Below are 22,341 nucleotides of genomic sequence, written 5' to 3' on the forward strand. Positions count from 1 at the left end.
CCTTTTTAAGTAATAAAACATTATCTATAAAAAATAGAAGCTAAAAGTTTGATCAATCATCAAATCTTAGCTTCTATTTTTTATATGACTACTAAATTAAAAATTTTTATTTCTCAGTATTGAGGAAAATAGCTACTACCACTATAGAAATAAGGGTAAATACTGCCATTATCCAGATTTCAGTTTGAAAATTTGTGGTTGTTGCAACAATCAATGATAACCCAATAGGACCACCAATTTGATGCATCGTATTCGTTACACCACTTGCAATACCAGCTAATTTATCAGGTGCTTCATAAACACCCGCAGATGTCACCGGTGCTAATATTAATCCTTGACCTAATCCAAGTATGATCATAGGTACAAAAACAGTCTGCCAATAACCATTTACTGGATTTGAGATTGCAAGTAAAATCAACCCTATAGCTAGTATTATTTCTCCAATAAGTAATACCCTATTATTACCAAATTTCCCTGTTAGCTTTGGTAATTGCATCGCAATTATAAAATTAACAATTGTCAGTGGCAAAAAAGCAAACCCGGATTCTAGCGCTGAAAAACCATATTGGCTTTGCATCATTTGTGGTAAAAAGAACCAAAATGGCAACATAGCCATCATAAATAAAAGACGAGTCGCATAAGCACCAGAACGAATCTTATTTTGAAAAAGTGCTAAAGGTAGAATGGGCGAAGAAGTCTTTCTCTCCCATAATATAAACAAGAATATAAAGATAATACCTACAACTATGAAGCTAAATATCCCTTCAGTAAAACCATAGATAATACCCACCAAACCAATTATGGAAAGTAAACTACCTAAATAGTCGATAGTTTCTTTTCGACGCGCTGATGATTTCACATACTTCAATGTTAATATAAATAATACGAGAGTAAATGGAACATTTATTAAAAAGCCAGCACGCCAAGAAATCAAGCTAGTCAGTCCACCGCCAACTAATAAGCCAATACTTGAGCCAATTCCAGCAGTTGCTCCATAATAAGAAATCGCACGTTGTCTCATATTATTTTGATAGGCATCCATGATCAATGCCAAAGTTGTCGGTGCGATAATAGAACTACCAATTCCTTGCACTGCACGCATAATAATGACCATTTCAGCTGTTTTCGATAGCCCAATCATTAAAGAACTGAAACCAAGAATCAGTAAGCCTATCAAAAAAATACGTTTTCTTCCTAACAGATCAGAAAGGCGTCCGCTTAATAGCAAAAAACCTCCAAAAGTGAGTGTATACGCACTTAATACCCATGAAAGTGCTGAGGCAGATAACCCTAAACTTTTACCTATCTGCACAGAACTTGTAAAAATGATTGAATTATCCATCAATATCAAAAAATAAGATAATAATGTAATTGGTAAAATGACACCGAATTTTTCTCTATTCAAATTTCCTAACTTCTTTCTATCCATTAATCTGTTGGTTTTTTTTCTGTTTCAATTTGTACACGATCGATCTCCACCAACCATTTCTTGAATCAGTTTAGCAACTACCTTTGTATTTCCAGTTCGTGAATAATAGACAATCAATGTTTTGAGATTTTTCATCATTTCACTTCCTTTTATTTTACTTATTATTTTAGATAAACTAATAAACCTAATAATAACGAGACATATAATTGTTATTAAAAATATGAAATTCGTTTCTTAAACGCCTTTATCGCTATTTTTATCACTTATTTATCCATAAAAATACTGCAGCATCAATTATCTAATGATTGATACCACAGAATTCACTTTTACTGTACTATATTGCTAAAATTGTATTCTTTTATCAATAAAAATCAGGTTTTGACTTATTTTCTGAACCAGGTTCCCACAAGCCGATACTTCCTCGAATGTCATTTCTTTTTCCTGTGATATTGTCCATTATAAATTGAGCAATGGCACGTCTCGTAATTTGAGCACCTAAAAACGGTTCTCCCTTAGGACTTGCAATATAGTCCTTTCGATTCCCATTATAGAGCCAAGTCATACGCATATAAGTATAATCCAAATCACTTGCTTCCAATGCTTCTACACCACGCTCATGGGCGACTGACCCTCCCATCATGCGACTATTCCATATAGCAAACGGTTCTGCAACTTCACCATACACGCTAAGTACACCTGCTTGAATGATTCGTTTCACACCCGTTTTATGCATCGCATCGATCACAATTTCTGTTACTTTTTTATTATCAAAATTCATATAAATGATATCTTGATTTTTCATAACATTGATCAAGTCAGTTAAATTTCCAGCATCTCCAGAAACCTTTGTTACATTTGTATAAGGTAAGTCAGCGGCATAACGCCCAAATAAAGTCAAATGTAAATCAGGTTGCTCTTGCAAAAGTGGGATTAATACCTGTGGAATCTGACCGCCAGCACCAATAATCAGTATGTTTTTGCTCATTTTTCTGTATCCAACATCCGATTCATAAACCATTCTACTTGTTGGGGTGCATCATGGTCAAAGAACGCAGATTCTTTCCTATCTAAAGCCGCTATCTTTTCAACATCTTCTTTTGAAAGCTCAAAATCAAAAATATCAATGTTTTCAGCCATTCGTTCAGGATGAACTGATTTTGCTAAAGCAACAATCCCTCTTTGCATTAACCAACGTAATACAACTTGTCCCACTGTCTTACCATACTGTTTACCGATTTCTGTTAATACAGGATTGTTAAATAGTTCGTGACGCCCTTCTGCAAATGGTGCCCAAGCTTCCACTTGTACGCTATATTTTTCATGCCATTCTTGATCTTCAACTCGTTGATTCCATGGATTCACTTCGATTTGATTGACTTGAGGTTTTACCTCATTCAAACCCACAAACTCGATCATCTTAGCTGATTTGAAATTTGAAATCCCAATGGCACGTAATTTTCCTGCTTTTTGAGCCTCAACCATTGATCGCCATGCACCATAAATATCTCCGTATGGTTGATGAATAAGATAAAGATCCAGATAATCCAACCCCATTACTTTAAGAGAATGTTCAATCGTTTCCGCAGCTTTTTCTTCTGGCGCTTGAAGAATAAACAATTTAGAAGTAACAAAAAGTTCTTCTCGAGTAACTAGTCCTTCGTTGATGGCACGTTTGATTCCTTCCCCTGTTTCTTTTTCATTTCCGTAAATCGAAGCTGTATCAATCAGACGGTACCCTGCTTTAATTGCTTGATATACTGCTGCAGCTGTTTCCTCCAATGGAATTTGATAAACACCAAATCCTAATTGAGGCATTTCTATACCATTGTTCAAAGTTATTTTCTGCATATTGTTTTCCTCCTCTAATTTTCTTTACATGTTCTATCCTAAACCTTAGAGTTAAGTCCATAGCAAGAGAAAAGATTTATTTTTTTCGTTCCCATAATTTTTCAACTTTATCAGGTTCCATTTCACCTGCTTTAAATTTTGCAATATGGTCATCATACGTTTCTATCTTATAAATAAGTAAGTCTCTAACTTCCTGCATTTCCGCTAATTTTTGGTCTAATTCTTTTAATTGATCAGACAAGATCTGTTTCTGCGCTTTTTCTACATTCTTCGTTTTACGCAATTGTGCCAGCTGAGCAAACTCAATGAGTGATTCAATCGATAAACCAGCATTTCGTAAGTTTTTTGCTAGATAAATCCAATTCAAATCATTCGTAGTATAATCTCGATAACCGCTTTCGTTACGGTGAACAGGTGGTATGACACCAACACGTTCATAATAGCGTAGTGTATCTACACTCAAATCAAACATTTCCGCAGCTTTTTTAATATTCATCAAATAATCACCTCATCTTTTTATATAAGTTATCATAAACCTTGAAGTGCACTCCAAGGCAAGCTATTCACTAAATTTGTAAAATTATCAAAAACTATTGTCCAATTCCTTACAACTTTTGGTAGTACCTCTTTACAAATTGCATGACGGACAAATTAATTACTTGCTGATACATTAAATTACTTCATCCATATTGACCGACTGATGTTTAGAACATACAGTTTATTTAGCCAAAAATTTTTATTATCTCTGAAATATATTAGCGACAATTTCCACCAAATATTCGTTGTACTTTAATTCAAGTTCATCTAAATACTTTTTATTGTTTTCATCATTTCCTCTCACAATATTATTCACTTAAAAATATCCTATCACCATTTTAGTATGTTCTTGGACAACATATAAAAAACAAAAGACTGTAGACAAAGAATTTCTTTGTCTACAGTCTACTAAAAGGACATAGCCTTCTCTTGCTATTCAAGGTTTAATTACTGTTGTGATTAAACATATTGTAAAACTTTTGTTTCTTGATATGCATGGTCGATCAAACCGCCACCTAGACATTCCATTCCATCATAAAAAACGACAGCTTGTCCTGGAGTGATTGCTCGTACAGGTTCGTCAAATACTACTTCTGCACGGTTTCCTTCTAACAAACGTACAGTTACCGGTACGTCTTGTTGACGGTAACGGAATTTTGCCGTACATTTGAATTCTTTAGGCATGTCTTCATTTGTAGTGAAGTGGATTTCACTTGCATCAAGACTTGTAGCATACAAAGCTGGATGATGGAACCCTTGTCCTACATATAGTGTATTCGTTGCTAGATCTTTTCCAACGACAAACCAAGGTTCTTGTGAAGCTCCACCGCCACCAATTCCTAGTCCTTGACGTTGACCAATCGTATAGTACATCAATCCTGCATGTTGACCTTTGACTTCACCGTCTAGTGTCACCATATTCCCTTTTTTGGCAGGTAAATAGTTACTTAAAAATTGTTTGAAATTCTTTTCACCAATAAAACAAATACCAGTAGAGTCTTTCTTCTTCGCAGTCGCTAACCCTGCACGTTCTGCAATAGCACGTACTTCAGTTTTTTCCATTCCACCTAGAGGAAAGAGTGTTTTTGATAATTGTTCTTGTGATAATTGACTAAGAAAATACGTTTGATCCTTATTATTATCTACACCGCGAAGCATATGCACAACACCATTTTCATCACGTGTTACTTGCGCATAATGACCTGTTGCTACATATTCAGCACCTAGATCCATGGCATAATCTAAGAAAGCTTTAAATTTGATTTCTTTGTTACACATTACATCAGGATTCGGTGTTCGGCCAGCTCGATATTCCGCTAAGAAATATTCAAAGACACGATCCCAATATTCTTTTTCAAAATTAACAGAATAATAAGGAATGCCGATTTGTGCTGCTACTTTCGCAACATCTTTATAGTCTTCGGTCGCAGTACATACGCCATTTTCGTCAGTATCATCCCAGTTTTTCATGAAGATCCCGACTACGTCATAGCCTTGTTCCTTTAACAAAAGTGCTGTTACAGATGAGTCAACTCCGCCACTCATCCCAACGACAACGCGTGTTTTGCTGTTGTCTGTCATGATATCACCATCATTTCAATTAGATTTTCTGAAACATCTACGAGTTGAAGGTCGCAACTTTTCAGTATTTTACATTATACGTCATATTTTTGAAAATTTCATCCTTTATTTCTCACGCCTTGAACAGACCCCGTCCTCTTAAAAAATGAACAGCTCATGATTTGAACGGACAACTTTTTTATGTAAGTATCTACGATTCACCAGCAGCAACTCTTTTTTTCAATAGTATTTTTAATTAAGAACGTTTGTCTTTTTTAATCACTCACCATTGTCGACTTGTAGTTATCGCCAAAGAATCCAAATAACGATATGAAAATAGGTCGCAAATGCATAATTGATTCCTAGCAGTATCCATTTAGTTTTTCCGTTATCAAGGCCTGTTGAAAGAATAAGTCCTACTAAGCCAGAGATACTCATGAAAATGAGATATTTGATAATTTCTCCGTCAAACGTCATTAAGTAGTAATTGATTCTAATGAAATAGGTAATTGAATATAACATTGGAGGCCCTAATAAAAGCATCTGCACCCGTTGTTGTGTTTGTTTTCTTGGCAACCTTCGTGACATTGTAGGTACCAATAAATAAGTAAGGATCGATACGATTAAAATTATCCCTCCAGACAACGGGACAAGGATGCCAGCAACCAAATAAATACTACTAAAATGAACGAACATCCCCCATCCTTTCAAAGAGTCTAAATGCGTACCTGTAGCAAAAATAAAACTGATACCACTAAGTAAACAGGAAAGATAATAGACAACCGCTACGTCTGCGTACAAACTACGACTAAACCAAATAATCAGCAGCCATGCCAGTAAGAAAACACTACCGATTAAGAAACACTTTGAAACCTTTGTGCACGTTTTACTGTTTATTGGAAACATTCACCTTATTCCTTTCAGATAAAAATTTTTTATATTTTAGTCGCTTTCCTTTCAAGTGATCAACAACGTGTAGAGCGGCATCTTAATGAAGGAAGATGAGGATGAGGACATGGTAATAAGCTGCAAAAAAATAATTGATCCCTAGAAGTATCCATTTAGCTTTTCCATTATTGAGTGTTGTCGAAAGAGTCAAACCAATTAAACCTGAAATGTTAAGGATGACCGTGTATCCCAGAGCGTCCCACCCCAATCGTTCCCCATAAATGATTAATTCGTAATTGATCCTACTAAAAAAAACAGTTGAAAGAATCATCGGTATCCCTAAACAAATGATTACTACCCATTTCTGCTCGTAAACTTTCAGTATCCAGATGGACAGTAGCAAATAGGCAACTATTGCAAGTAACACAGCAGAGCTTTCCCACAATAATAAGCCGATGATATATAGAGACAATACATAAATACTACTAAAATGGACAACTGCAGTTAGCCTTTTTAAAAATTTTGAATGCGTACCTCTAGCAAAAATAAAACTGATACCACTGAGTAAACAGGAAAGATAATAGACAATCGCTACTTCTGCGTACAAACTACGACTAAACCAAATAATCATCAGCCATGCCAGTAAGAAAACACTACCGATTAAAAAATACTTTGAAAACTTCGTGCATGTTTTACTATTTATTGGAAACATCAACATCACTCCTTTAAAAAATTCATCCATTTAGCTATTTATTATTTTGTATACGCCTCTATCACACACTAGGGAGCCCCTAACATGGATAGTCATAAGCCAACTAACTATGCGTTCATTTTTGGTCATCCATTTCGTTTTGCCCAACTTCATTTCAATTCGATAAATATAAAAACCAATTGCTCCCTAACACACAGAACAAATTAAGGAAGATACTGCTTCTTTTTAACCACTGAGGCTCAATTTTTGTGGAAATTATTAAATTAGCACTGCCACTCATCCAGCACCCTGCCATAGTGAGCGCAAGAAAAAGTGGGTTCTCCTTCATAAACGGGATAAAATAGAAGCTCGTAAAGAGAATCGTGATTGTTGATAAAGTCAAAGAAATCTTAGTATACGTTTTACTTTTTAGTGAAAACATAAAAACAACTCCTTTTTCAGTTTTCTTTTCTTATTTATTTTAAAAATAGTTCAAATGCTACTACGAAAAAATGAACAATATTCGACATTGTTGCAAAGAGGTAATTCATTACTAGTAGTAACCATCTCCACTTTACAGTCTTTATTTTTGTTGAAAAGTAAAGTCCAATTAATCCTGGAACGATTATGATAAACATAAAAACAAAACTCACAGGGCCAGGATAATCAAGATACACCTCTATCACACACCAAAGAGACACTGACATGGATAGCCATAAGCCAACTAAATACGCCTTCATTTTCATTTATCTCCTTTCAATTGATAAACATAGGATTGCGGTCATCTGTGAAAGAGTCGTACAAGCAGTTATCTGAATAAAAAACGACTCTTTTAGCGCCTTTTCGAGAAGCAAACAATTCGATCATTAAATCAAGGATCAGCAAATCTCCTAATCAAAAAATGTTATCTTAAATAAAACTATCCTTGTAATTTAATAACAAAAATTAACAATAAAACCATATGTACAAAACTTATTCAAGCCTTTCTTTTATTAATTACTCTGCTAAAAATCAACAATACGAGTCATTAAAATCAGTATTGTTATCATACGTCCGAAATTAATGCGTTTACCTTCGAATTTAAACTTATTTTATCTCCACTATCATGTCACTCCTTTCGTCTTAATTAAAAAACATATTAAATTTCATTTAAATCCACTTATTTATTTTTTATATGTTATTATTCTATCATAAAACTTAGGAGGGATACCTTTGAAATTCAAATTCTTTTTTATAACTTAATGCATAATAAGGTCATGGATAACGATTACAGACATACAAAGACAACTGTATCGTTAATCAATTACCACTTTGTTTTTTGTCCAAGGTATCGCCGGAAAATATTTGTTAATTCCGATGTGGACGCTAGATTCAAATCACTTGTCGCAGAAATTTGCCAAGAAAACGAGTGGAACATCCTTGCTATAGAAACAGACAAAGACCATTGTCATTTGTTTGTGAATGTTCAACCTACATATTCGCCTTCTGACATAATGAAAGTGATTAAAGGAAAGACATCACGAACGTTAAGACAAGAGTTTGAACACTTAAGCAAAATGCCGAGTGTTTGGACACGTTCTTACTTTGTTTCAACGGCAAGAAATGTATCTAGCGCCACGATTAAACGGTATGTTGAGAACCAAAGAACAAGATATTGATAACGTTAAGGAGGTGTGCAGAAATGAAGAAGGCTCATAAGATTCGTATCTATCCCAACCAAAGGCAACAAATTCAATTTCAAAAGACATTCGGTTGCGTCCGCTTCTATTGGAATTTTCTATTAGATCAACGCATAACGAATTACAAAATGAAAAAAGAAAATGCTGACTATCAAGAAGATAAGACAACGTATGCGGCATTAAAAAAGATGGATGAATATTCTTGGTTGAAAGAAGTTGAAGCTCAACCCCTTAGCCAAGTGACCATGGATTTAAATAAAGCATACAAGAATACTTTCAAATCTAACTTTGGTTTTCCAAAATTCAAGAGTAAAAAGTATTCAAAAAAATCCTATCGGACAGCTATGGGTATGAAAGTAAATAGCAACTACTTTTACGTATCTAAAGTTGGTTGGGTAAAAATGGCTGAAAATTTGCGGTTCAACGGGAAACTAATGAGCGTAACAGTTAGCCAATCGAAATCGGGTAAATACTTTGCCACCTTTTTAGTGGATACCGAAAACTTCCAAAAAGAACCAGTTGAAGAATCAATCGGGTTGGACTTAGGTATCGCACATTTTTGCATAACGTCCGCAGGAGAAAAGATAGATAACGAGAAATTCTATCGATCCATGGAAAAACGTTTGGTAATTGAACAACGCAAGCTTTCAAGAAGATTAGAAGTAGCCAAAAAGCACAATCGTAAATTAGATGAGTGCAAAAACTACCAAAAACAAAAATTGAAAGTATCACGTATCCATGAAAAGATTTTTAACCAACGAAGCAACTTTTTACACCAGCTGTCTTCACGTATAACTGATGAAAACCAAATCATTTGTATTGAAGACTTGAATGTAAAAGGTATGGTTAAAAATCACAAACTAGCTAAATCAATTGCAGATGTCTCTTGGAGTGAGTTCGTCAGACAACTTGCTTACAAGTGTGAATGGAAAGGAAGAACCTTAGTTAAGGTTGATCAATTTTACCCAAGTTCACAAATTTGTTCTTTGTGTGGTCATAAAGATGGCAAAAAAGAGCTAAATATTCGTGAATGGACTTGCAGCAATTGTGGTACACACCACGACCGAGACATCAATGCGAGTATAAATATTAAAACCGAAGGACTTTCGGGGATAGCTTAGTAAATTTGCGTTCGTTAGGACGTATTACCTAAGAACCCCACGACTTTAGTCGCGTGGAGTGTCAGGGGATCGATTGGTTGAATCAGTACACAAAAGAACGAACGTTGATCGTTTTTTCAAAAGATATTGATAAAGATATCGACAGATTAAATAAAGGGACCGCCATGATCGATAAAGGGTTCAACGAAAGTGGCCAATATGTTTACTGCATTTTGTAATGCGCAAATGTAGAAATGACGGCATCAATTTGAATACATAATCGTAGGGATCGACGAAAAAGCAGTCTTCAATCTTGCCCAAAATGGCTTGATTTGAAAACTGCTTTTTGACGTCTATTGTAAATTGGCTAATTCTTTTTGCTTTTCTTCGTAAATTTCTTCAATTTCTTTTTCAGATAAAGGTGTCCCGAATGGTCTTTTGACTTTCAACAGCTCTCTTTCAGGCGCATCTACCCCCACATTGACATCATTGCCAATAGGAACACTATAATGATGGATATGCCCATGAAGGTTTCGGATGGTATCATTTGGACCCAGCAGCATGGGATAATGTGTTAAATAATATTGATGATGATTGAATTTGACAATCGCTCCCACGTCATAGAAGTAAAATTTTTTCGTTCCATCTTTATTTCCAGGATCATGTTTTTCCAAATAGCGAAAAAAGTTTCGGCTATCGTGGTTTCCTTTGATAAAGTGAATCGTTCCATTGAGCTGCTGAACTAATTCAAGTATTTCTAGGCTACCTTTTTCATATTGCGGATGCATCGCTAAATCACCAAGATGGTAAACGTGATCTGTTTCTTTGACTACCGCATTCCAACTGGCGATCAATTGCTGGTTCATTTCCTCCACTGTAGCAAATAACCTAGGTGCAAAATCATTTTTTCCTAAGAGCGCCGCATGAAAAAAGTGGATATCACTGGTAAAAAAATTCATCTCGCATCCCCCTTCTTTCATTCTTTCCTATAGCGTAAATAAAAGTTTCAAATTATTCAAGTATATCACTCATCAACTGATTCTTTCGTTTCTAACTTTCTCTTCTTTTGTAGCACTTGATCATATGTCCTATCAGAAGGGATCGCATATAATGCAATGCCACAAAGTAACATACCGACCAGGAACAATTTTTCTACTCCTAAACGATCTGCTAAAGATCCAACAAACAATAAACGAATTGAACAAGGGATCTTAAAATAAGGTAAAAGGATTTGCGCATGGTAAAATGAATAAAAAATAGGAGGAAACGATAATGGAGATTACTTTTCAAACTGTACTGACCCCTTCAGCGACCACTATCACATTGGATCATGAAGTCGAGAAAATAAGTGTAACCGAAGAAAAGCTTCCTTTACCCGAAAATTCATTTTATCTCTTTTTTGCTCAAAAAGAGTGCCAAGCAATTGGCAGGACGATCGAACCTAAAAAGTGGGATAAAGTCATTCTCATCCAACTGTCATGGGAAATCGAAGCCCCACATATGATTGCTTCTCTACTTGAAAAAGCACAAGCAAGTGGACTGACGATTATGACAGATGAAACATTAGATAGAAAAATCCCCACAAATATCCAGAAAAAATTGGCTACTCCGAATGAAGAAATTTTGACTATCCTCTCACTTTTCGGCTATTCATTAGGCGAACAGCAAAAAACGGAAAAGAAAAAACCAGCAAAGGCTCGCCATCGCTGGTCAAAAAAGATCAGCGAAATACCCTTTACTGTAAACTTCAGAAACAGCCAAGCAACACTATATTGGCTTAGCCGAAATGAAATGTTGATCAAATCAGGTGCAACACTACTTACCGAAGCACCACGAAATAAAGATGGCTCTGTCGGTTATTCAGCAAAATATGGTGAAAAATTACGAGACGACTTCAAAGAGTGTATTTCTAATGGGAAAACGACCAAAGATATCATTGTAAAAAGTGTCAATGAAGCCAGCTTACTCCTTTATTTCGGTGGCACAAATAGTTGGCTCGAAATAGTTGACGAAAACGGCAAATCCATCGATGAGTGGACAAAAGTGGAATAGACACAAAGCCAATGATACAAATAAGAAACAAAGCCAAAGAGCCGAAGAACTGTTCTCTTCGATTCTTTGGCTCTTTTTATTCAGACTATAAAATCATACTTTTTCAAATAGTCCGCGACTGATCATACCATCCATCAAAAAATAAAATTTATCTTGGCTCATTTTTTGTTTGTCATCTTTGAAGATATTGACAGCTTTCAATCCATTCGCAGTCGTGATCGACATTTTTAACGTTTTGATGTCTTTTGAAACAGTGATTTTCAGCTTAAAGCCTTCTTTACTTTGTGGAGTTGCATCTAGCGGACGAATCAATTGATAGTTTCCGCCATTTGTTTCAGTAAAGCCATTGTCTCTAAGTGTGTATCTTTTTGCATCTGGGTGCAGACGATAACTCGTTTTTGCGCCCATTACAGTTGCTATTTGTTCAAATGCCATGCTTTTCACCTCGGTAAACTTATTCTACTTTTATTATAAAAGTTTCTGATTTGTTTTACTAGGATTTTTTAGCCGGCTCCATCATCTGTTCACAGTCTACAGTGCTTTATGCTTCTCCACGTAGAATTGAGAATCTCCTTGTCATTTTACTTACTCGTTTCTGCATGTTTTGCTTCTACAAAATTTTTTACTTTACCTAGTCCGAGTCTGCTAAGCAAGATGACTGGGAAAAACTGGATTGGGAATAGAAAAAGCAAGAGTGACATGCTTAAATATGGTTGGCCTAAGATCATGGTCAGACTAGCAGCAACTACTACCCCGACGAGCAATCCTGGCGTATAAGGGAATAGACTGACAAAAGCAAAACCTATTGCTGTACTTGAAAAAATTGCCGGAAAGATTTTCCCTCCTCGCCAGCCGAATGCAAAACAAAAGTTCGTCAATATGGCTTTCCCTATACCTAATAGAACTAAATTGAAAAATGAAAATTGAAGGGCTTCTTTGGATAAAGGCAACAATTGATGTTCCCCAGAAAACAAAAAATAGGGAGACACTAAGCCAAATACACCGATACCGATACCTGCCAGTACTGCCTTGGTCATTATCCCATTGATTTTTTCTGCCATTTTGTTCGTCAATTTTTCAATTTTTAAAAATATCCAGCCAAATATCCCTCCAACCAGCCAACCTAAAGGAGCGAATAAAAGTGCCTGCCACTCCCACTGGATCGTAGTGGAAAAATGGAGTGCAAAAACACTTTCCTCTGGCGAAAACTGTTCAATAAATAAAAAACCTACAATACCAAATAATGTACTGATTGCATACAAACCAATTTTTCTGGCTTTATTTTTCAATTTGAAAGGATGCTTGTTATCAAACACTTCACTGATTCCAGCGAACGGTGCCCGAAAAATCGTTGCTAGCATTGTTCCTATACTGAGCTTCAATAGTTCGTCTTTATGCTCAAAAGTTATTTTTAAATGATCCCCCATCCAAGTGATCATGCCACCCACAACACCCGCAAGTGCAGCTTCTGGTCCAAGGCTGGCGCCAAACATCAATACAACGAGCGCAGCCAAGATGTTTTTCCCGATTCTTCCTTTATAAGAAACGCGATTATTTTTTTTGAATTCTCCTAAGGTTTCTTCGATCGTTGTCGGATAGCGGCCTAAATGTTTTTGAAGCAACCCTACTAAAACGCCACCTACTACCCCTACGATCATTGGGTAAAAAGGAAGTGAAACCATACCCGGAATATCTTGCCAAACTAAATCAATAAAAAAATTAGCGACTAGTAAAAAAAAAGCTGCGACAGCACCAACTATCAGACCTAATACACAGCTGTATACCACAAATAACGCAGAAAATCTCATGTCTTCGCCCCTTTTCTAACACCTACTGAAATTTTTAGCCACTTGCTAAATCGCTGTCTTACTCCTCAGATAATCCTTCGATTTCTTTACGAATAGCCAGCATTTCATTTTCCAAATGTTCAATGTCATCTGAAATCCCTTGTAATTTTTCTGAGAGTTCAGGATTTTCTAAATTATTTTTATACCGTAAGCTATGTTCTAAACTAGCCCAAAAATCCATGGCAATCGTCCGAAATTGAATTTCAACTTTGATTTTTTTTGTTTCTTCAAGAAAGTAGACTGGAACTTCTAAAACAACATGGACACTGCGATACCCACTCGGTTTAGGGTGCTTTAAGTAGTCTTTGATCGTCAGAATCGTAATATCAGGATGATGACTCAATGAGTTGATCAATGTGTAGATATCGTCACTATAGGAACAAATCACTCTTAAACCTGCAAAATCTCGGACATTCGCAATAATTGCCTGTTTTGAATAATTTACCTGTTTACGATTCAATTTGTTCACAACGCTCTTGAATCGTTTGATCCTTTTCTGAATTTGATGGATACTGTTTTTTCGTCCTCTGTGACTATTGCTGCTTAATTCACGGTCAATAATGAATAGTTTCGTTTCTACTTCATCTAAAGCTGAGTGGTAATAAACCTCTAGTTCTTGATACAATTCAATCGCTTCGACACCCAGTGCACGATTTGTCGCATTCGATTCTTTATTTAAGATATTGATCAATTCCTCAATTGGAATTTCGGACATTTCATCTCACTCCTTAGAAAAAAGTATTTTTGGATGGCGCTCTCATTATAATTTTAGCACAAAGCTAATTTTAAACTCAAAATAGCGCTCACTGGATGATCACTAATCGCTAAAAAATACGTGGATAAAATAAAAAACCGCTGAGTTGGTTAGGCTCAGCGGAAAAGGGAGATTACTTTTTCAAATAATCATTCGTTTGTTGTTGGTTACGTATTCATCATAAATCACTTAAGCTAAACTATCATAAAAATAATCTAATATTCAGATTAAATAACTCTTGTTTTCAGTAAAATCAAGTATTCGTTTATTTTTTCAATAACAAATTAGTCATTTTTTGAATGGCTGATGAGATATTTTCTGTCGCTTTGTCCTGTTTTTCTTCTGACGCGTTGAACAAAGCTACATCTACTCCATCTTTTGTCGTAATACTTTGGATCATTTCTTCACAGCCTGCAACATAAGAAATATAGGCTTTTTCAAAATTTTTGTGGATTCCCATTACTTTGGCTGGGGGACGAAGCTGACTGATTTTCTTTAAAATCAATTGATATTTCTTTGTTCCCTCTTTGAATAATTCACTGATTTCAGTTAATTCTTCAGTGCTTAGATCAGCCGTTTTGTTTTGGTCGATTGCCTCTCTGACCACTTGGTATTTGGGATGCATTGTTTCTCCGATTTCTTCCGTTTCTTTCACCATTCGATCAACAGCTTGAACATAATAGCCCATATTTGGTAACATTCATTTTCCTACTTTCCGATTTTTATTTCATTTGACTCTTTACTTTTATTTTACCTGTTTTTATTTCTAAAAGACAGGTTTTCTTCATTTACTATTTGATGACTTATTCGTTATTTCTTAAAAAAGCCTTCCTTCAAACTGTATTGTTTTCCGGATACAATATCATATTGGATCATCTTATAGGCATCATAAAGTGTTTCTTGCTCTTTATTCAATTGTGCTTCTTGATGCCATTGCCCGCCTTGATAGTATAATTCTCGTTCAAACGCAGGCAGTGTTTGTTCCATTTCCAATAACAACTGATAGAAACCAGTCGTTGGTTGTTTGGTTTGCTCTAGCAAATTAGCAGCAAAATAAAATGGACTAGTAATCGCATCATGCGTACTGTTCTCAGTCAATTTCCCCTGATTGTCAAACATCAAAAACTGCGTTTCATGTAACGTTTGCTTATCATTTTTATTTTGGATATCTTCTGAATAGATACCCGGTAAATGATCGCCCCAAAAAACAACTAACGTTCTTCTAGAAAGATCTTTTAACTCCTCGGTAAATTTTTTCAACGCTTGACTGCTGTAAGCAATGTCTTGAAGATAATTGTCTAAACTATTGGTACCACTATCGTCCATCGTCTTTGCTGAATAGTCTAGCTTTGAATACTTCCCATTATATGGCATATGTGTCTGCATCGTTACTAGATGGACAAACTGCGGAGTTTCTGTATTCTTCAAAAGATCCATGACTTCTTTATAGGCAGATTCATCTGAAATATAAGGATTATTATCGATCGTTTCTGTATATTTCATCGTGTCCTCACTAATAAAGCGATCAAAGCCCATCACCTTGTAGACATCTTCCCTTTTATACATGGATGTATTAAAAGGATGGATAGCAGTCGTCTGATATTTTTGGGCGTTCAATGTCGATACGAGTGAAGGCAATTGGTCGATTTTAGGCACAAGCATCGTATAAGGAGTGGTCAACTGTGCATTAAATAGTGCCATTGAAAAACCAGTCAGAGCTTCAAATTCGATGTTCGCTGTGCCACCTCCGTAATTTTGGGAGAGCATATTCCCACTGTAGGTTTGATTTGCGACATCATAATAATCTGCCAGTGGATCTCCTGAGATCTCCACACCATTCAACCGGCTAGGATCAGAGAAACTCTCACTCATGACATAGATGATGTTCGGTTGCTCTTCTGTTGCTTCTTGATTTTTTTTATCAGCCAGTTCCTGATATTTTTCGGTGATCTCTTTAATTTTTGCTTCTGAATATCCACTAGGTTCATCCATTGGGTCAATTTTTAAATTATACAAAAAACCGCCAATAAACCCAGTATTGTAATAATTCATCTTTTGGCTGTAAGGAATCCATAATGCTGTTTTATTATAGGCCTTACGCAAAAGATTATTAGGATTATTGAAATGACTGATATATACCAACGATCCGATAGTTACACACAATGTAATCATGCGTAGTATCTGGAATCGCCGTCCTTTTTTGAAACTTCGGTAAATCCCCCATAAACCACCAAGCAAGACTAGCATGATCAACCCTAGCAACAAGTAAAAGGAGCCTTTCCCAGTCATTTCCTTCAATAAGCTGAACTCCGTGATCATTTTCAAATCGTCTGGGTAGATAGGCTCTTGTCGATAACTCATTTTTAAGTAATTTGCATACCCTAATATCCCGATACTTACAATGTAAAAGAACATACCGAAAAGAAATGATCCCATAACCGATACTAAAAGTAAAAAAATCATCAACAATACAAGGCATGCCAATAAGAATTTTTGTGTGTGCCACGAAAAAGCAAAGTTCAACGCAAGGTCAACAGAAAGATCATTTTGACACCATTGTAAATAGAGGTTGCTTAATACAACAATCAATAAAGTAAAAATGCTGATTACTGTGTATTTTAAAATACGCTTTTGTGTTAAAGTCAATTTATTTAAGAGATTGCTTAATTTTCTTTTCAAGTAGATACTCCTTCAACTTTCAGTGAATTGATTATTATTACTGTCTACTTTATTTTAGTAGTTAACCTTTTACAAGTAAAGAAACGAGAAGAATTAATGAAGATTTTTGAATCATCTATGAAGACCAATGCTACAACAAGTCCTAACTTAGACTATAAGAAATCAGGCTATTCAAAAAATTAGAAGAGTTTGCTCTATAAGTATAAAAAACTGAGACACCAACTTTTTGATGTCCCAGTTTTTCGGCTCTATACGCTTACTTTTATTCGCTTTTAATTTCTGATTTACTTAGATCTGCAATTTATTTCTTCCAAAAATCATCGAAAACTGAGATTGGCAAATGACGTTTATGTTGCGTTTTATTCCACCATGCTTCAATCTTTTCTTGCGCATCGACTGGAATTTCTCTGCCTTCTAAATAATCATCGATTTCATCATATGTCACACCGAGTGCTACTTCATCTGCAATCAATGGTTTGCCATCTTCTAAATCTGCAGTTGGTATCTTCGTGTATAATTTTTCTGGCGCATTTAATTCTTTTAATAATTGTTTTCCTTGGCGTTTATTCAAGCGGAACAATGGCAAGATATCTGCTCCACCATCGCCGAATTTCGTAAAGAAACCTGTGATATTCTCTGCAGCATGATCTGTTCCTAAAACTGCTCCAGCTCGTTCTCCTGCAATCGCATATTGCGTGATCATTCGTTGACGTGCTTTGATATTTCCTTTATTGAAGTCGCTGATTTCTACGCCAGCTTCACCTAAAACTGTGACTTCTGCATCTACGGCCGGTTTGATATTCACGCGTAAACTAACGTCTGGTTTGATAAAATCTAAGGCTGCTTTTGCGTCTTCTTCATCCACTTGTTCCCCATATGGCAAACGGACAGCGATGAATTGATAGTCCTCATCTTTTGTTTCTTCGCGCATTTCTTCCATTGTTAATTGCGCTAACCGCCCTGCTAATGTTGAATCTTGTCCCCCACTGATCCCTAAGACGAATGTCTTTAAAAATGGGTGTTTTTTCAAATATGCTTTCAAAAAATCAATACTTACTCGAATTTCAGCTTTTGGATCAATCGTTGGTTTGACACCTAATTCTTTGATGATTTCTTTTTGTAAGTTCATTGTTTTTCCTCCTTACGCTTCATTGTGCATGTCTGCAACACTTTTTTTCATACGTTCCATCGTCGCCATTTTATGATTCCAACAATCCGTAGATAGATCAACTGGATATTTTTGTGGATTAAGGTCACGTTTGTATTCTTCCCAAAGTGAATCAAGGTTCGTTCGAGTGTATTCCTTGATCTCATCTAAAACAGGCAAATCATAGACAAGTTTTCCATCGATATAGATATCTTGTAAGATTGGACGTGCAGTAAAGTCTCGCACAGTTTTATTGATAAATGTATGGATTGGATGGAACATGAAGATTTCTTCTTCTTCTCGTGGATCTTCGTCCCAAAGAGTGACATAATCCCCTTCTGATTTTCCATCGAAATTACGCGTGATACGCCAAACTTGCTTTTTACCAGGAGTTGTTACTTTTTCAGCATTGCTGGATAGTTTGATCGTATCGATCATTTTACCATCCTTACTTTCAATCGAAACTAACTTGAAAACAGCTCCTAGAGCGGGTTGATCATATGCAGTGATCAATTTTGTTCCGACACCCCAGACATCTATTTTGGCTTTTTGCATCTTTAAGTTCAAAATCGTTGCTTCATCTAAATCATTTGACGCATAGATTTTTGCTTCAGTAAATCCAGCAGCATCTAGCTGTTCACGTACTCGTTTAGAAATATAAGCCATATCTCCACTATCGATACGTACACCTTGGAAATTGATTTGATCACCTAATTCTTTGGCTACCCTGATCGCACTAGGAACTCCTGATTTAAGCGTATCGTACGTATCCACCAAGAAAACACAATCTTTATGCGTCTTGGCATATGCCATAAAAGCTTCATAATCATTTCCGTAAGATTGAACAAGTGAATGTGCATGCGTACCGCTTGCAGGAATCCCGAATATTTTTCCTGCACGTACATTACTTGTGGCATCTGCTCCACCGATGTATGCTGCACGAGTTCCCCAAACTGCTGCATCAAGTTCTTGTGCTCTTCTTGTTCCAAATTCCAATAAAGGATCATCGCCGATAACTGATTTGATTCTAGCAGCTTTGGTGGCAATCAGTGTTTGGAAATTCACGATGTTCAACAAAGCTGTTTCAACTAACTGGCAATGCGCTAGTGGACCTTCCACTTGGATCAAGGGTTCATTTGCAAAAACCAGTTCTCCTTCACGGGCAGAACGAACTGTTGCTTTGAACTTAAATTCTTTTAGATAAGTTAAAAAACCTTCTGGATAAACATTCATATTACGTAAATACTCAATATCCGTCTCTGTGAATGTCAAATTTTCTAAATATTCGACTAAATGTTCTAACCCTGCAAACACGGCGTACCCATGGTTAAAAGGCATTTCACGGAAATAGCATTCAAAAACAGCGTGCAGATCAGCTCGACCTAATTCCCAGTACGTTTGCATCATATTGATTTGATATAAATCTGTATGCAAAGTCAAACTGTCATCTGGGTATATTTTATTCATTTTTTTATTACTCCTCTTGGCAAGTTTTCATTTCTTTCCCATTATAACAAAAAAAAACCTTAGGAGAAGAAATCTTGATTATTTTCTGAAAAACGTACAAAAAAGACCACTAAAATCAGATATCCAAGTGATCTTAGTGGTCTTTTATTTATACAGCCGAGGCGATAGTTCGCTGCTCAACGATTACGATGTCTTTGTTTGGTCGCTTAAACTGGATTCCTTTTTGCTCCAAGTCTTGTTTTACGCCAATATGTACCTTGACGTCTTCACGATCAGATTTTAAAATCCGTCGAACCGCAAAGTCTATTTCCTGCTTTGTGATTTTTTTCTTTGTATTGATCATCACTAATTCTTGTTTATCATACGTATCTACAAATAGAATTTGGGTACGATCTAACGAATACAGCTTATAATATTTGATTGCTGAACCGCCAAAGAAAAAATCGACTATCTTAGGGTAAAACGTCTTGATATTCAAATTATTTGTTACAGGTGTCTCGATTAATTTCATCTCATTCCTCTTTTCTTTTTTAATATGGATAAGCGCCCCAAGGAATCGCTTTCAATTAAATCAAAGAATAACAGAAAAAAACTTTTTCTGTTATATTTAGTATAACATAAATCCAGCGATAAAAAAATAGTCATCCTTTCCCTTGACCTTCTCGTTACGTCAAGGAATATGCTAAAGATGTCAGGAGGTAGAAAATGGAATACACTATCAAAAAAATGGCTCAACTCTCTGGTGTTAGTCCGCGAACACTGCGTTTTTACGATGAAATCGATCTTTTGAAACCAGCGAGGATCACATCTTCCGGTTATCGTATCTATGGACCAAGAGAAGTGGACCGTCTGCAACATATTTTGTTTTATCGTTCGCTTGCATTCAAATTGGAACAGATTCGCGAGATTTTAGACGACCCAAAATTTGACCATCAACAGGCATTACTGGAACATCAGAAAATGTTACAGGAAAAAAGAGACCAGATCGATACTCTCTTGACAACTATCCAGCAAACACTGACGAACTACGAAGGAGGAACACATATGACTGATCAAGAAAAATTTGAAGGATTCAAACAGCAAAAATTAGCAGAAAACGAACTACACTATGGTCAAGAAATACGAGAAAAATACGGCAACAAGGCAGTGCATGCGACAACTAAAAAGTGGCAAGAGATGGATGAGAAAACTTATCATGACATGGAAACAATCGAAGAACAGCTTCTAGCTGATTTGACTCACTATCTTCAAGATCCTACAAATCAACAATTGGAAGAATCTATTTTTGCTTCGCATAAGAAGTGGCTCGCTTTTAGTTGGCCTACTTACAGTTTAGCAGCCCATAAAGGATTAGCGGCAATGTATCTGTCCGATGAACGATTTGCTTCTTACTATGATAGCCGTAGCGGTGTAGGAGCAACAAAAGCATTAAGCGAGATCATAAAAAAACAAACAGAATAATCATACTAGTATCAAATAGAAATAAGAAATAGCGATCGTGACAAAAGCTGTCTGCTACAAAACAAGCACAGATTTCCTAAAAATATTTATCTTTTTGTGAAATTTTGATTTGTTTTTGTAATAGTGACTTCTGGATTACCGATCATTCGAAAAAAGGAACGTGGGACAAAAGTAAGAAACACTTCTGTCCCATCCTCTTTTCTTTCCAATTTCTCAAACCTAAACGACTTTTGTCTCGACCTCTTTTTATTGATTATTCTTTTTATTCATCTCTCGATAAATCGATAAGGAATTTTGATTTGTTCCAACCGTTCCTCGATCAGAAGTTGAAATGCCATTTCTCCACAAGCAATCAGCCCGTGATCGATCGTTGAAAAATCCATGATCTCACTGATCAGTAAATTATCCCGACCAACTATCCGCCGATTACTTTCCAAAAAAGATTGCTGTAAAATTCCAGCTGCGACTGTATCTGAATTTGTTAGCACCCCATCAATTGCTTGCTTTTCAAAAAAAGTGCCAGCTTTGACACCTTGTTCATGGTCGATACAATCCCAATAAACATGTTGCTTTTCAAAGTCCGGAAACACTTTTTTGCAAAGTTCTAATGTGATTTTTGAATTGTAACTGAGTCGACTGCTTCTGCCTAATGTCACACCGAGACGTCTGACTCCTTGATCACGTAGAAAGAAAAGTGCTTCTTCAATCGATTGTTCACGGTCAATAAAGACACAGTTTGCCTTTTTTTCTTTGATTTCTTCACAAAAAACGACTGGTCCATATTTTTGATAAGGAAGCAAAGCCTCTAAATGATTCGCTCGAGAAGTAATGATCAGCCCATCAAAGGCTTTACCTGCAAATTCTTCCAAATACATCATTTCACGATCCGCTTGATAATTTGTAGGCAATAAAGTCACCTTATAGTCCTCATTAAAAGCCGACTCAATGATTCCGCCGATCAGCTGATCAAAATATGGATGATTTGCATAGGGCAAAATAACGCCGATATTTCTTGTTTTCCCATAGCTTAACTGTCTTGCACTTGCATTGGGAACATAGTCAAGCTTCTTCATCATTGCCAAAATCTCCGCACGTTTTACTTCATCCACATACGGATGTTGATTGATCACTCGAGACACTGTTGAAACAGAGTAACCAGTGAGTCTTGCGATATCTCGAATGTTTGCCATACTCGGTTTTCG

23 protein-coding genes are annotated in these 22,341 nt (G+C 36.1%); 5 read left to right on the plus strand and 18 right to left on the minus strand.

Annotation, left to right across the window (positions count from 1 at the left end; all coding sequences use genetic code 11):
- Nucleotides 1-106: 106 nt before the first annotated feature.
- The 8 genes from FGQ66_RS03910 to FGQ66_RS03945 all read right to left on the minus strand — a co-directional run bounded on the left by FGQ66_RS03910 (nt 107) and on the right by FGQ66_RS03945 (nt 6,974).
- The gene (locus tag FGQ66_RS03910) at nt 107-1,429 is read right to left on the minus strand and encodes an MFS transporter (protein ID WP_138301749.1); all 1,323 of its coding nucleotides are present in this window, start codon (nt 1,427-1,429) and stop codon (nt 107-109) included.
- A 24-nt stretch (nt 1,430-1,453) separates the two neighbouring features.
- The gene (locus FGQ66_RS03915; RefSeq protein WP_309471317.1) at nt 1,454-1,564 is read right to left on the minus strand and encodes a flavodoxin family protein; all 111 of its coding nucleotides are present in this window, start codon (nt 1,562-1,564) and stop codon (nt 1,454-1,456) included.
- A 226-nt stretch (nt 1,565-1,790) separates the two neighbouring features.
- Nucleotides 1,791-2,414 carry an NAD(P)H-binding protein gene (locus FGQ66_RS03920; protein ID WP_113846217.1) on the minus strand — a complete coding sequence of 208 codons (624 nt, stop codon included), beginning with the start codon at nt 2,412-2,414 and terminating at the stop codon, nt 1,791-1,793.
- On the minus strand, nt 2,411-3,277 hold the full coding sequence (locus tag FGQ66_RS03925) for an aldo/keto reductase (protein WP_081134108.1): 867 nt from the start codon (nt 3,275-3,277) through the stop codon (nt 2,411-2,413). The genes FGQ66_RS03920 and FGQ66_RS03925 overlap by 4 nt, the downstream gene beginning before the upstream one ends.
- A gap of 76 nt (nt 3,278-3,353) precedes the next feature.
- Complete coding sequence (locus tag FGQ66_RS03930) at nt 3,354-3,773, minus strand: MerR family transcriptional regulator (RefSeq protein WP_113846218.1); 420 nt, start codon at nt 3,771-3,773, stop codon at nt 3,354-3,356.
- A 500-nt stretch (nt 3,774-4,273) separates the two neighbouring features.
- Nucleotides 4,274-5,395, minus strand: a complete 1,122-nt coding sequence (gene mnmA / locus FGQ66_RS03935) for a tRNA 2-thiouridine(34) synthase MnmA (protein ID WP_005880185.1) — start codon at nt 5,393-5,395, stop codon at nt 4,274-4,276.
- Nucleotides 5,396-5,677: 282 nt separating this feature from the next.
- Nucleotides 5,678-6,280, minus strand: coding sequence for a hypothetical protein (locus FGQ66_RS03940; protein ID WP_113846219.1), 603 nt, complete (start codon nt 6,278-6,280; stop codon nt 5,678-5,680).
- 82 nt (nt 6,281-6,362) lie between these two features.
- The gene (locus FGQ66_RS03945) at nt 6,363-6,974 is read right to left on the minus strand and encodes a hypothetical protein (protein WP_138301752.1); all 612 of its coding nucleotides are present in this window, start codon (nt 6,972-6,974) and stop codon (nt 6,363-6,365) included.
- A gap of 1,235 nt (nt 6,975-8,209) precedes the next feature.
- Here FGQ66_RS03945 and tnpA point away from each other — a divergent pair.
- The 3 genes from tnpA (at nt 8,210) to FGQ66_RS15100 (ending at nt 9,971) form a co-directional block, all read left to right on the plus strand.
- Entirely contained in the window at nt 8,210-8,611 is a 402-nt protein-coding gene (gene tnpA / locus FGQ66_RS03960; RefSeq protein ID WP_005880176.1) for an IS200/IS605 family transposase, read from the plus strand.
- A gap of 23 nt (nt 8,612-8,634) precedes the next feature.
- The gene (gene tnpB / locus FGQ66_RS03965; protein ID WP_113846221.1) at nt 8,635-9,753 is read left to right on the plus strand and encodes an IS200/IS605 family element RNA-guided endonuclease TnpB; all 1,119 of its coding nucleotides are present in this window, start codon (nt 8,635-8,637) and stop codon (nt 9,751-9,753) included.
- A gap of 77 nt (nt 9,754-9,830) precedes the next feature.
- Nucleotides 9,831-9,971, plus strand: coding sequence for a hypothetical protein (locus FGQ66_RS15100; RefSeq protein ID WP_171024555.1), 141 nt, complete (start codon nt 9,831-9,833; stop codon nt 9,969-9,971).
- A 114-nt stretch (nt 9,972-10,085) separates the two neighbouring features.
- Here FGQ66_RS15100 and FGQ66_RS03970 read toward each other — a convergent pair whose 3' ends face one another.
- The gene (locus FGQ66_RS03970; protein ID WP_005880170.1) at nt 10,086-10,691 is read right to left on the minus strand and encodes a metallophosphoesterase; all 606 of its coding nucleotides are present in this window, start codon (nt 10,689-10,691) and stop codon (nt 10,086-10,088) included.
- 313 nt (nt 10,692-11,004) lie between these two features.
- Between FGQ66_RS03970 and FGQ66_RS03975 the strand changes: the two genes are divergently transcribed.
- Nucleotides 11,005-11,784, plus strand: a complete 780-nt coding sequence (locus FGQ66_RS03975) for a hypothetical protein (RefSeq protein WP_113846222.1) — start codon at nt 11,005-11,007, stop codon at nt 11,782-11,784.
- 93 nt (nt 11,785-11,877) lie between these two features.
- Here the strand turns inward: FGQ66_RS03975 and FGQ66_RS03980 are convergent, their stop codons facing one another.
- From FGQ66_RS03980 to FGQ66_RS04015, 8 genes are all read right to left on the minus strand, one after another.
- Nucleotides 11,878-12,219, minus strand: a complete 342-nt coding sequence (locus tag FGQ66_RS03980; RefSeq protein WP_005880167.1) for a DUF1831 domain-containing protein — start codon at nt 12,217-12,219, stop codon at nt 11,878-11,880.
- A 146-nt stretch (nt 12,220-12,365) separates the two neighbouring features.
- Nucleotides 12,366-13,592, minus strand: a complete 1,227-nt coding sequence (locus FGQ66_RS03985) for a chloride channel protein (protein WP_138301754.1) — start codon at nt 13,590-13,592, stop codon at nt 12,366-12,368.
- 58 nt (nt 13,593-13,650) lie between these two features.
- Nucleotides 13,651-14,346 (minus strand): GTP pyrophosphokinase, encoded by a 696-nt coding sequence (locus FGQ66_RS03990; RefSeq protein WP_081134101.1) that lies wholly within the window; start codon nt 14,344-14,346, stop codon nt 13,651-13,653.
- 304 nt (nt 14,347-14,650) lie between these two features.
- Nucleotides 14,651-15,085: a hypothetical protein gene (locus FGQ66_RS03995; protein WP_113846224.1), complete on the minus strand. Its 435-nt coding sequence runs from the start codon at nt 15,083-15,085 to the stop codon at nt 14,651-14,653.
- A 110-nt stretch (nt 15,086-15,195) separates the two neighbouring features.
- Nucleotides 15,196-17,064, minus strand: coding sequence for an LTA synthase family protein (locus FGQ66_RS04000; RefSeq protein WP_113846225.1), 1,869 nt, complete (start codon nt 17,062-17,064; stop codon nt 15,196-15,198).
- A gap of 301 nt (nt 17,065-17,365) precedes the next feature.
- Entirely contained in the window at nt 17,366-18,193 is an 828-nt protein-coding gene (gene nadE / locus FGQ66_RS04005; RefSeq protein WP_113846226.1) for an NAD(+) synthase, read from the minus strand.
- A gap of 12 nt (nt 18,194-18,205) precedes the next feature.
- On the minus strand, nt 18,206-19,678 hold the full coding sequence (locus FGQ66_RS04010) for a nicotinate phosphoribosyltransferase (protein ID WP_016177683.1): 1,473 nt from the start codon (nt 19,676-19,678) through the stop codon (nt 18,206-18,208).
- Nucleotides 19,679-19,826: 148 nt separating this feature from the next.
- On the minus strand, nt 19,827-20,189 hold the full coding sequence (locus tag FGQ66_RS04015; RefSeq protein WP_138301756.1) for a DUF1827 family protein: 363 nt from the start codon (nt 20,187-20,189) through the stop codon (nt 19,827-19,829).
- A gap of 194 nt (nt 20,190-20,383) precedes the next feature.
- On the opposite strand from FGQ66_RS04015, the gene FGQ66_RS04020 reads away from it, so the two are divergent.
- Nucleotides 20,384-21,139: a MerR family transcriptional regulator gene (locus FGQ66_RS04020; RefSeq protein ID WP_138301758.1), complete on the plus strand. Its 756-nt coding sequence runs from the start codon at nt 20,384-20,386 to the stop codon at nt 21,137-21,139.
- 266 nt (nt 21,140-21,405) lie between these two features.
- Here the strand turns inward: FGQ66_RS04020 and FGQ66_RS04025 are convergent, their stop codons facing one another.
- A complete protein-coding gene (locus FGQ66_RS04025) occupies nt 21,406-22,329 on the minus strand; it encodes a LacI family DNA-binding transcriptional regulator (protein WP_138301760.1) in 924 nt (307 codons plus the stop codon).
- Nucleotides 22,330-22,341 lie beyond the last annotated feature (12 nt).

The sequence above is a fragment of the Enterococcus sp. BSD2780061688st2 D3 genome, assembly GCF_005844145.1.
GTDB lineage: Bacteria > Bacillota > Bacilli > Lactobacillales > Enterococcaceae > Enterococcus_B > Enterococcus_B durans.

Bases quoted from the DNA above. Each gene is read 5' to 3' on its own strand.
- FGQ66_RS03910 (WP_138301749.1), bottom strand. From the start codon at position 1,429: ATGGATAGAAAGAAGTTAGGAAATTTGAATAGAGAAAAATTCGGTGTC.
- FGQ66_RS03915 (WP_309471317.1), bottom strand. From the start codon at position 1,564: ATGAAAAATCTCAAAACATTGATTGTCTATTATTCACGAACTGGAAAT.
- FGQ66_RS03920 (WP_113846217.1), bottom strand. From the start codon at position 2,414: ATGAGCAAAAACATACTGATTATTGGTGCTGGCGGTCAGATTCCACAG.
- FGQ66_RS03925 (WP_081134108.1), bottom strand. From the start codon at position 3,277: ATGCAGAAAATAACTTTGAACAATGGTATAGAAATGCCTCAATTAGGA.
- FGQ66_RS03930 (WP_113846218.1), bottom strand. From the start codon at position 3,773: ATGAATATTAAAAAAGCTGCGGAAATGTTTGATTTGAGTGTAGATACA.
- mnmA (WP_005880185.1), bottom strand. From the start codon at position 5,395: ATGACAGACAACAGCAAAACACGCGTTGTCGTTGGGATGAGTGGCGGA.
- FGQ66_RS03940 (WP_113846219.1), bottom strand. From the start codon at position 6,280: ATGTTTCCAATAAACAGTAAAACGTGCACAAAGGTTTCAAAGTGTTTC.
- FGQ66_RS03945 (WP_138301752.1), bottom strand. From the start codon at position 6,974: ATGTTTCCAATAAATAGTAAAACATGCACGAAGTTTTCAAAGTATTTT.
- tnpA (WP_005880176.1), top strand. From the start codon at position 8,210: ATGGATAACGATTACAGACATACAAAGACAACTGTATCGTTAATCAAT.
- tnpB (WP_113846221.1), top strand. From the start codon at position 8,635: ATGAAGAAGGCTCATAAGATTCGTATCTATCCCAACCAAAGGCAACAA.
- FGQ66_RS03970 (WP_005880170.1), bottom strand. From the start codon at position 10,691: ATGAATTTTTTTACCAGTGATATCCACTTTTTTCATGCGGCGCTCTTA.
- FGQ66_RS03975 (WP_113846222.1), top strand. From the start codon at position 11,005: ATGGAGATTACTTTTCAAACTGTACTGACCCCTTCAGCGACCACTATC.
- FGQ66_RS03980 (WP_005880167.1), bottom strand. From the start codon at position 12,219: ATGGCATTTGAACAAATAGCAACTGTAATGGGCGCAAAAACGAGTTAT.
- FGQ66_RS03985 (WP_138301754.1), bottom strand. From the start codon at position 13,592: ATGAGATTTTCTGCGTTATTTGTGGTATACAGCTGTGTATTAGGTCTG.
- FGQ66_RS03990 (WP_081134101.1), bottom strand. From the start codon at position 14,346: ATGTCCGAAATTCCAATTGAGGAATTGATCAATATCTTAAATAAAGAA.
- FGQ66_RS03995 (WP_113846224.1), bottom strand. From the start codon at position 15,085: ATGTTACCAAATATGGGCTATTATGTTCAAGCTGTTGATCGAATGGTG.
- nadE (WP_113846226.1), bottom strand. From the start codon at position 18,193: ATGAACTTACAAAAAGAAATCATCAAAGAATTAGGTGTCAAACCAACG.
- FGQ66_RS04010 (WP_016177683.1), bottom strand. From the start codon at position 19,678: ATGAATAAAATATACCCAGATGACAGTTTGACTTTGCATACAGATTTA.
- FGQ66_RS04015 (WP_138301756.1), bottom strand. From the start codon at position 20,189: ATGAAATTAATCGAGACACCTGTAACAAATAATTTGAATATCAAGACG.
- FGQ66_RS04020 (WP_138301758.1), top strand. From the start codon at position 20,384: ATGGAATACACTATCAAAAAAATGGCTCAACTCTCTGGTGTTAGTCCG.
- FGQ66_RS04025 (WP_138301760.1), bottom strand. From the start codon at position 22,329: ATGGCAAACATTCGAGATATCGCAAGACTCACTGGTTACTCTGTTTCA.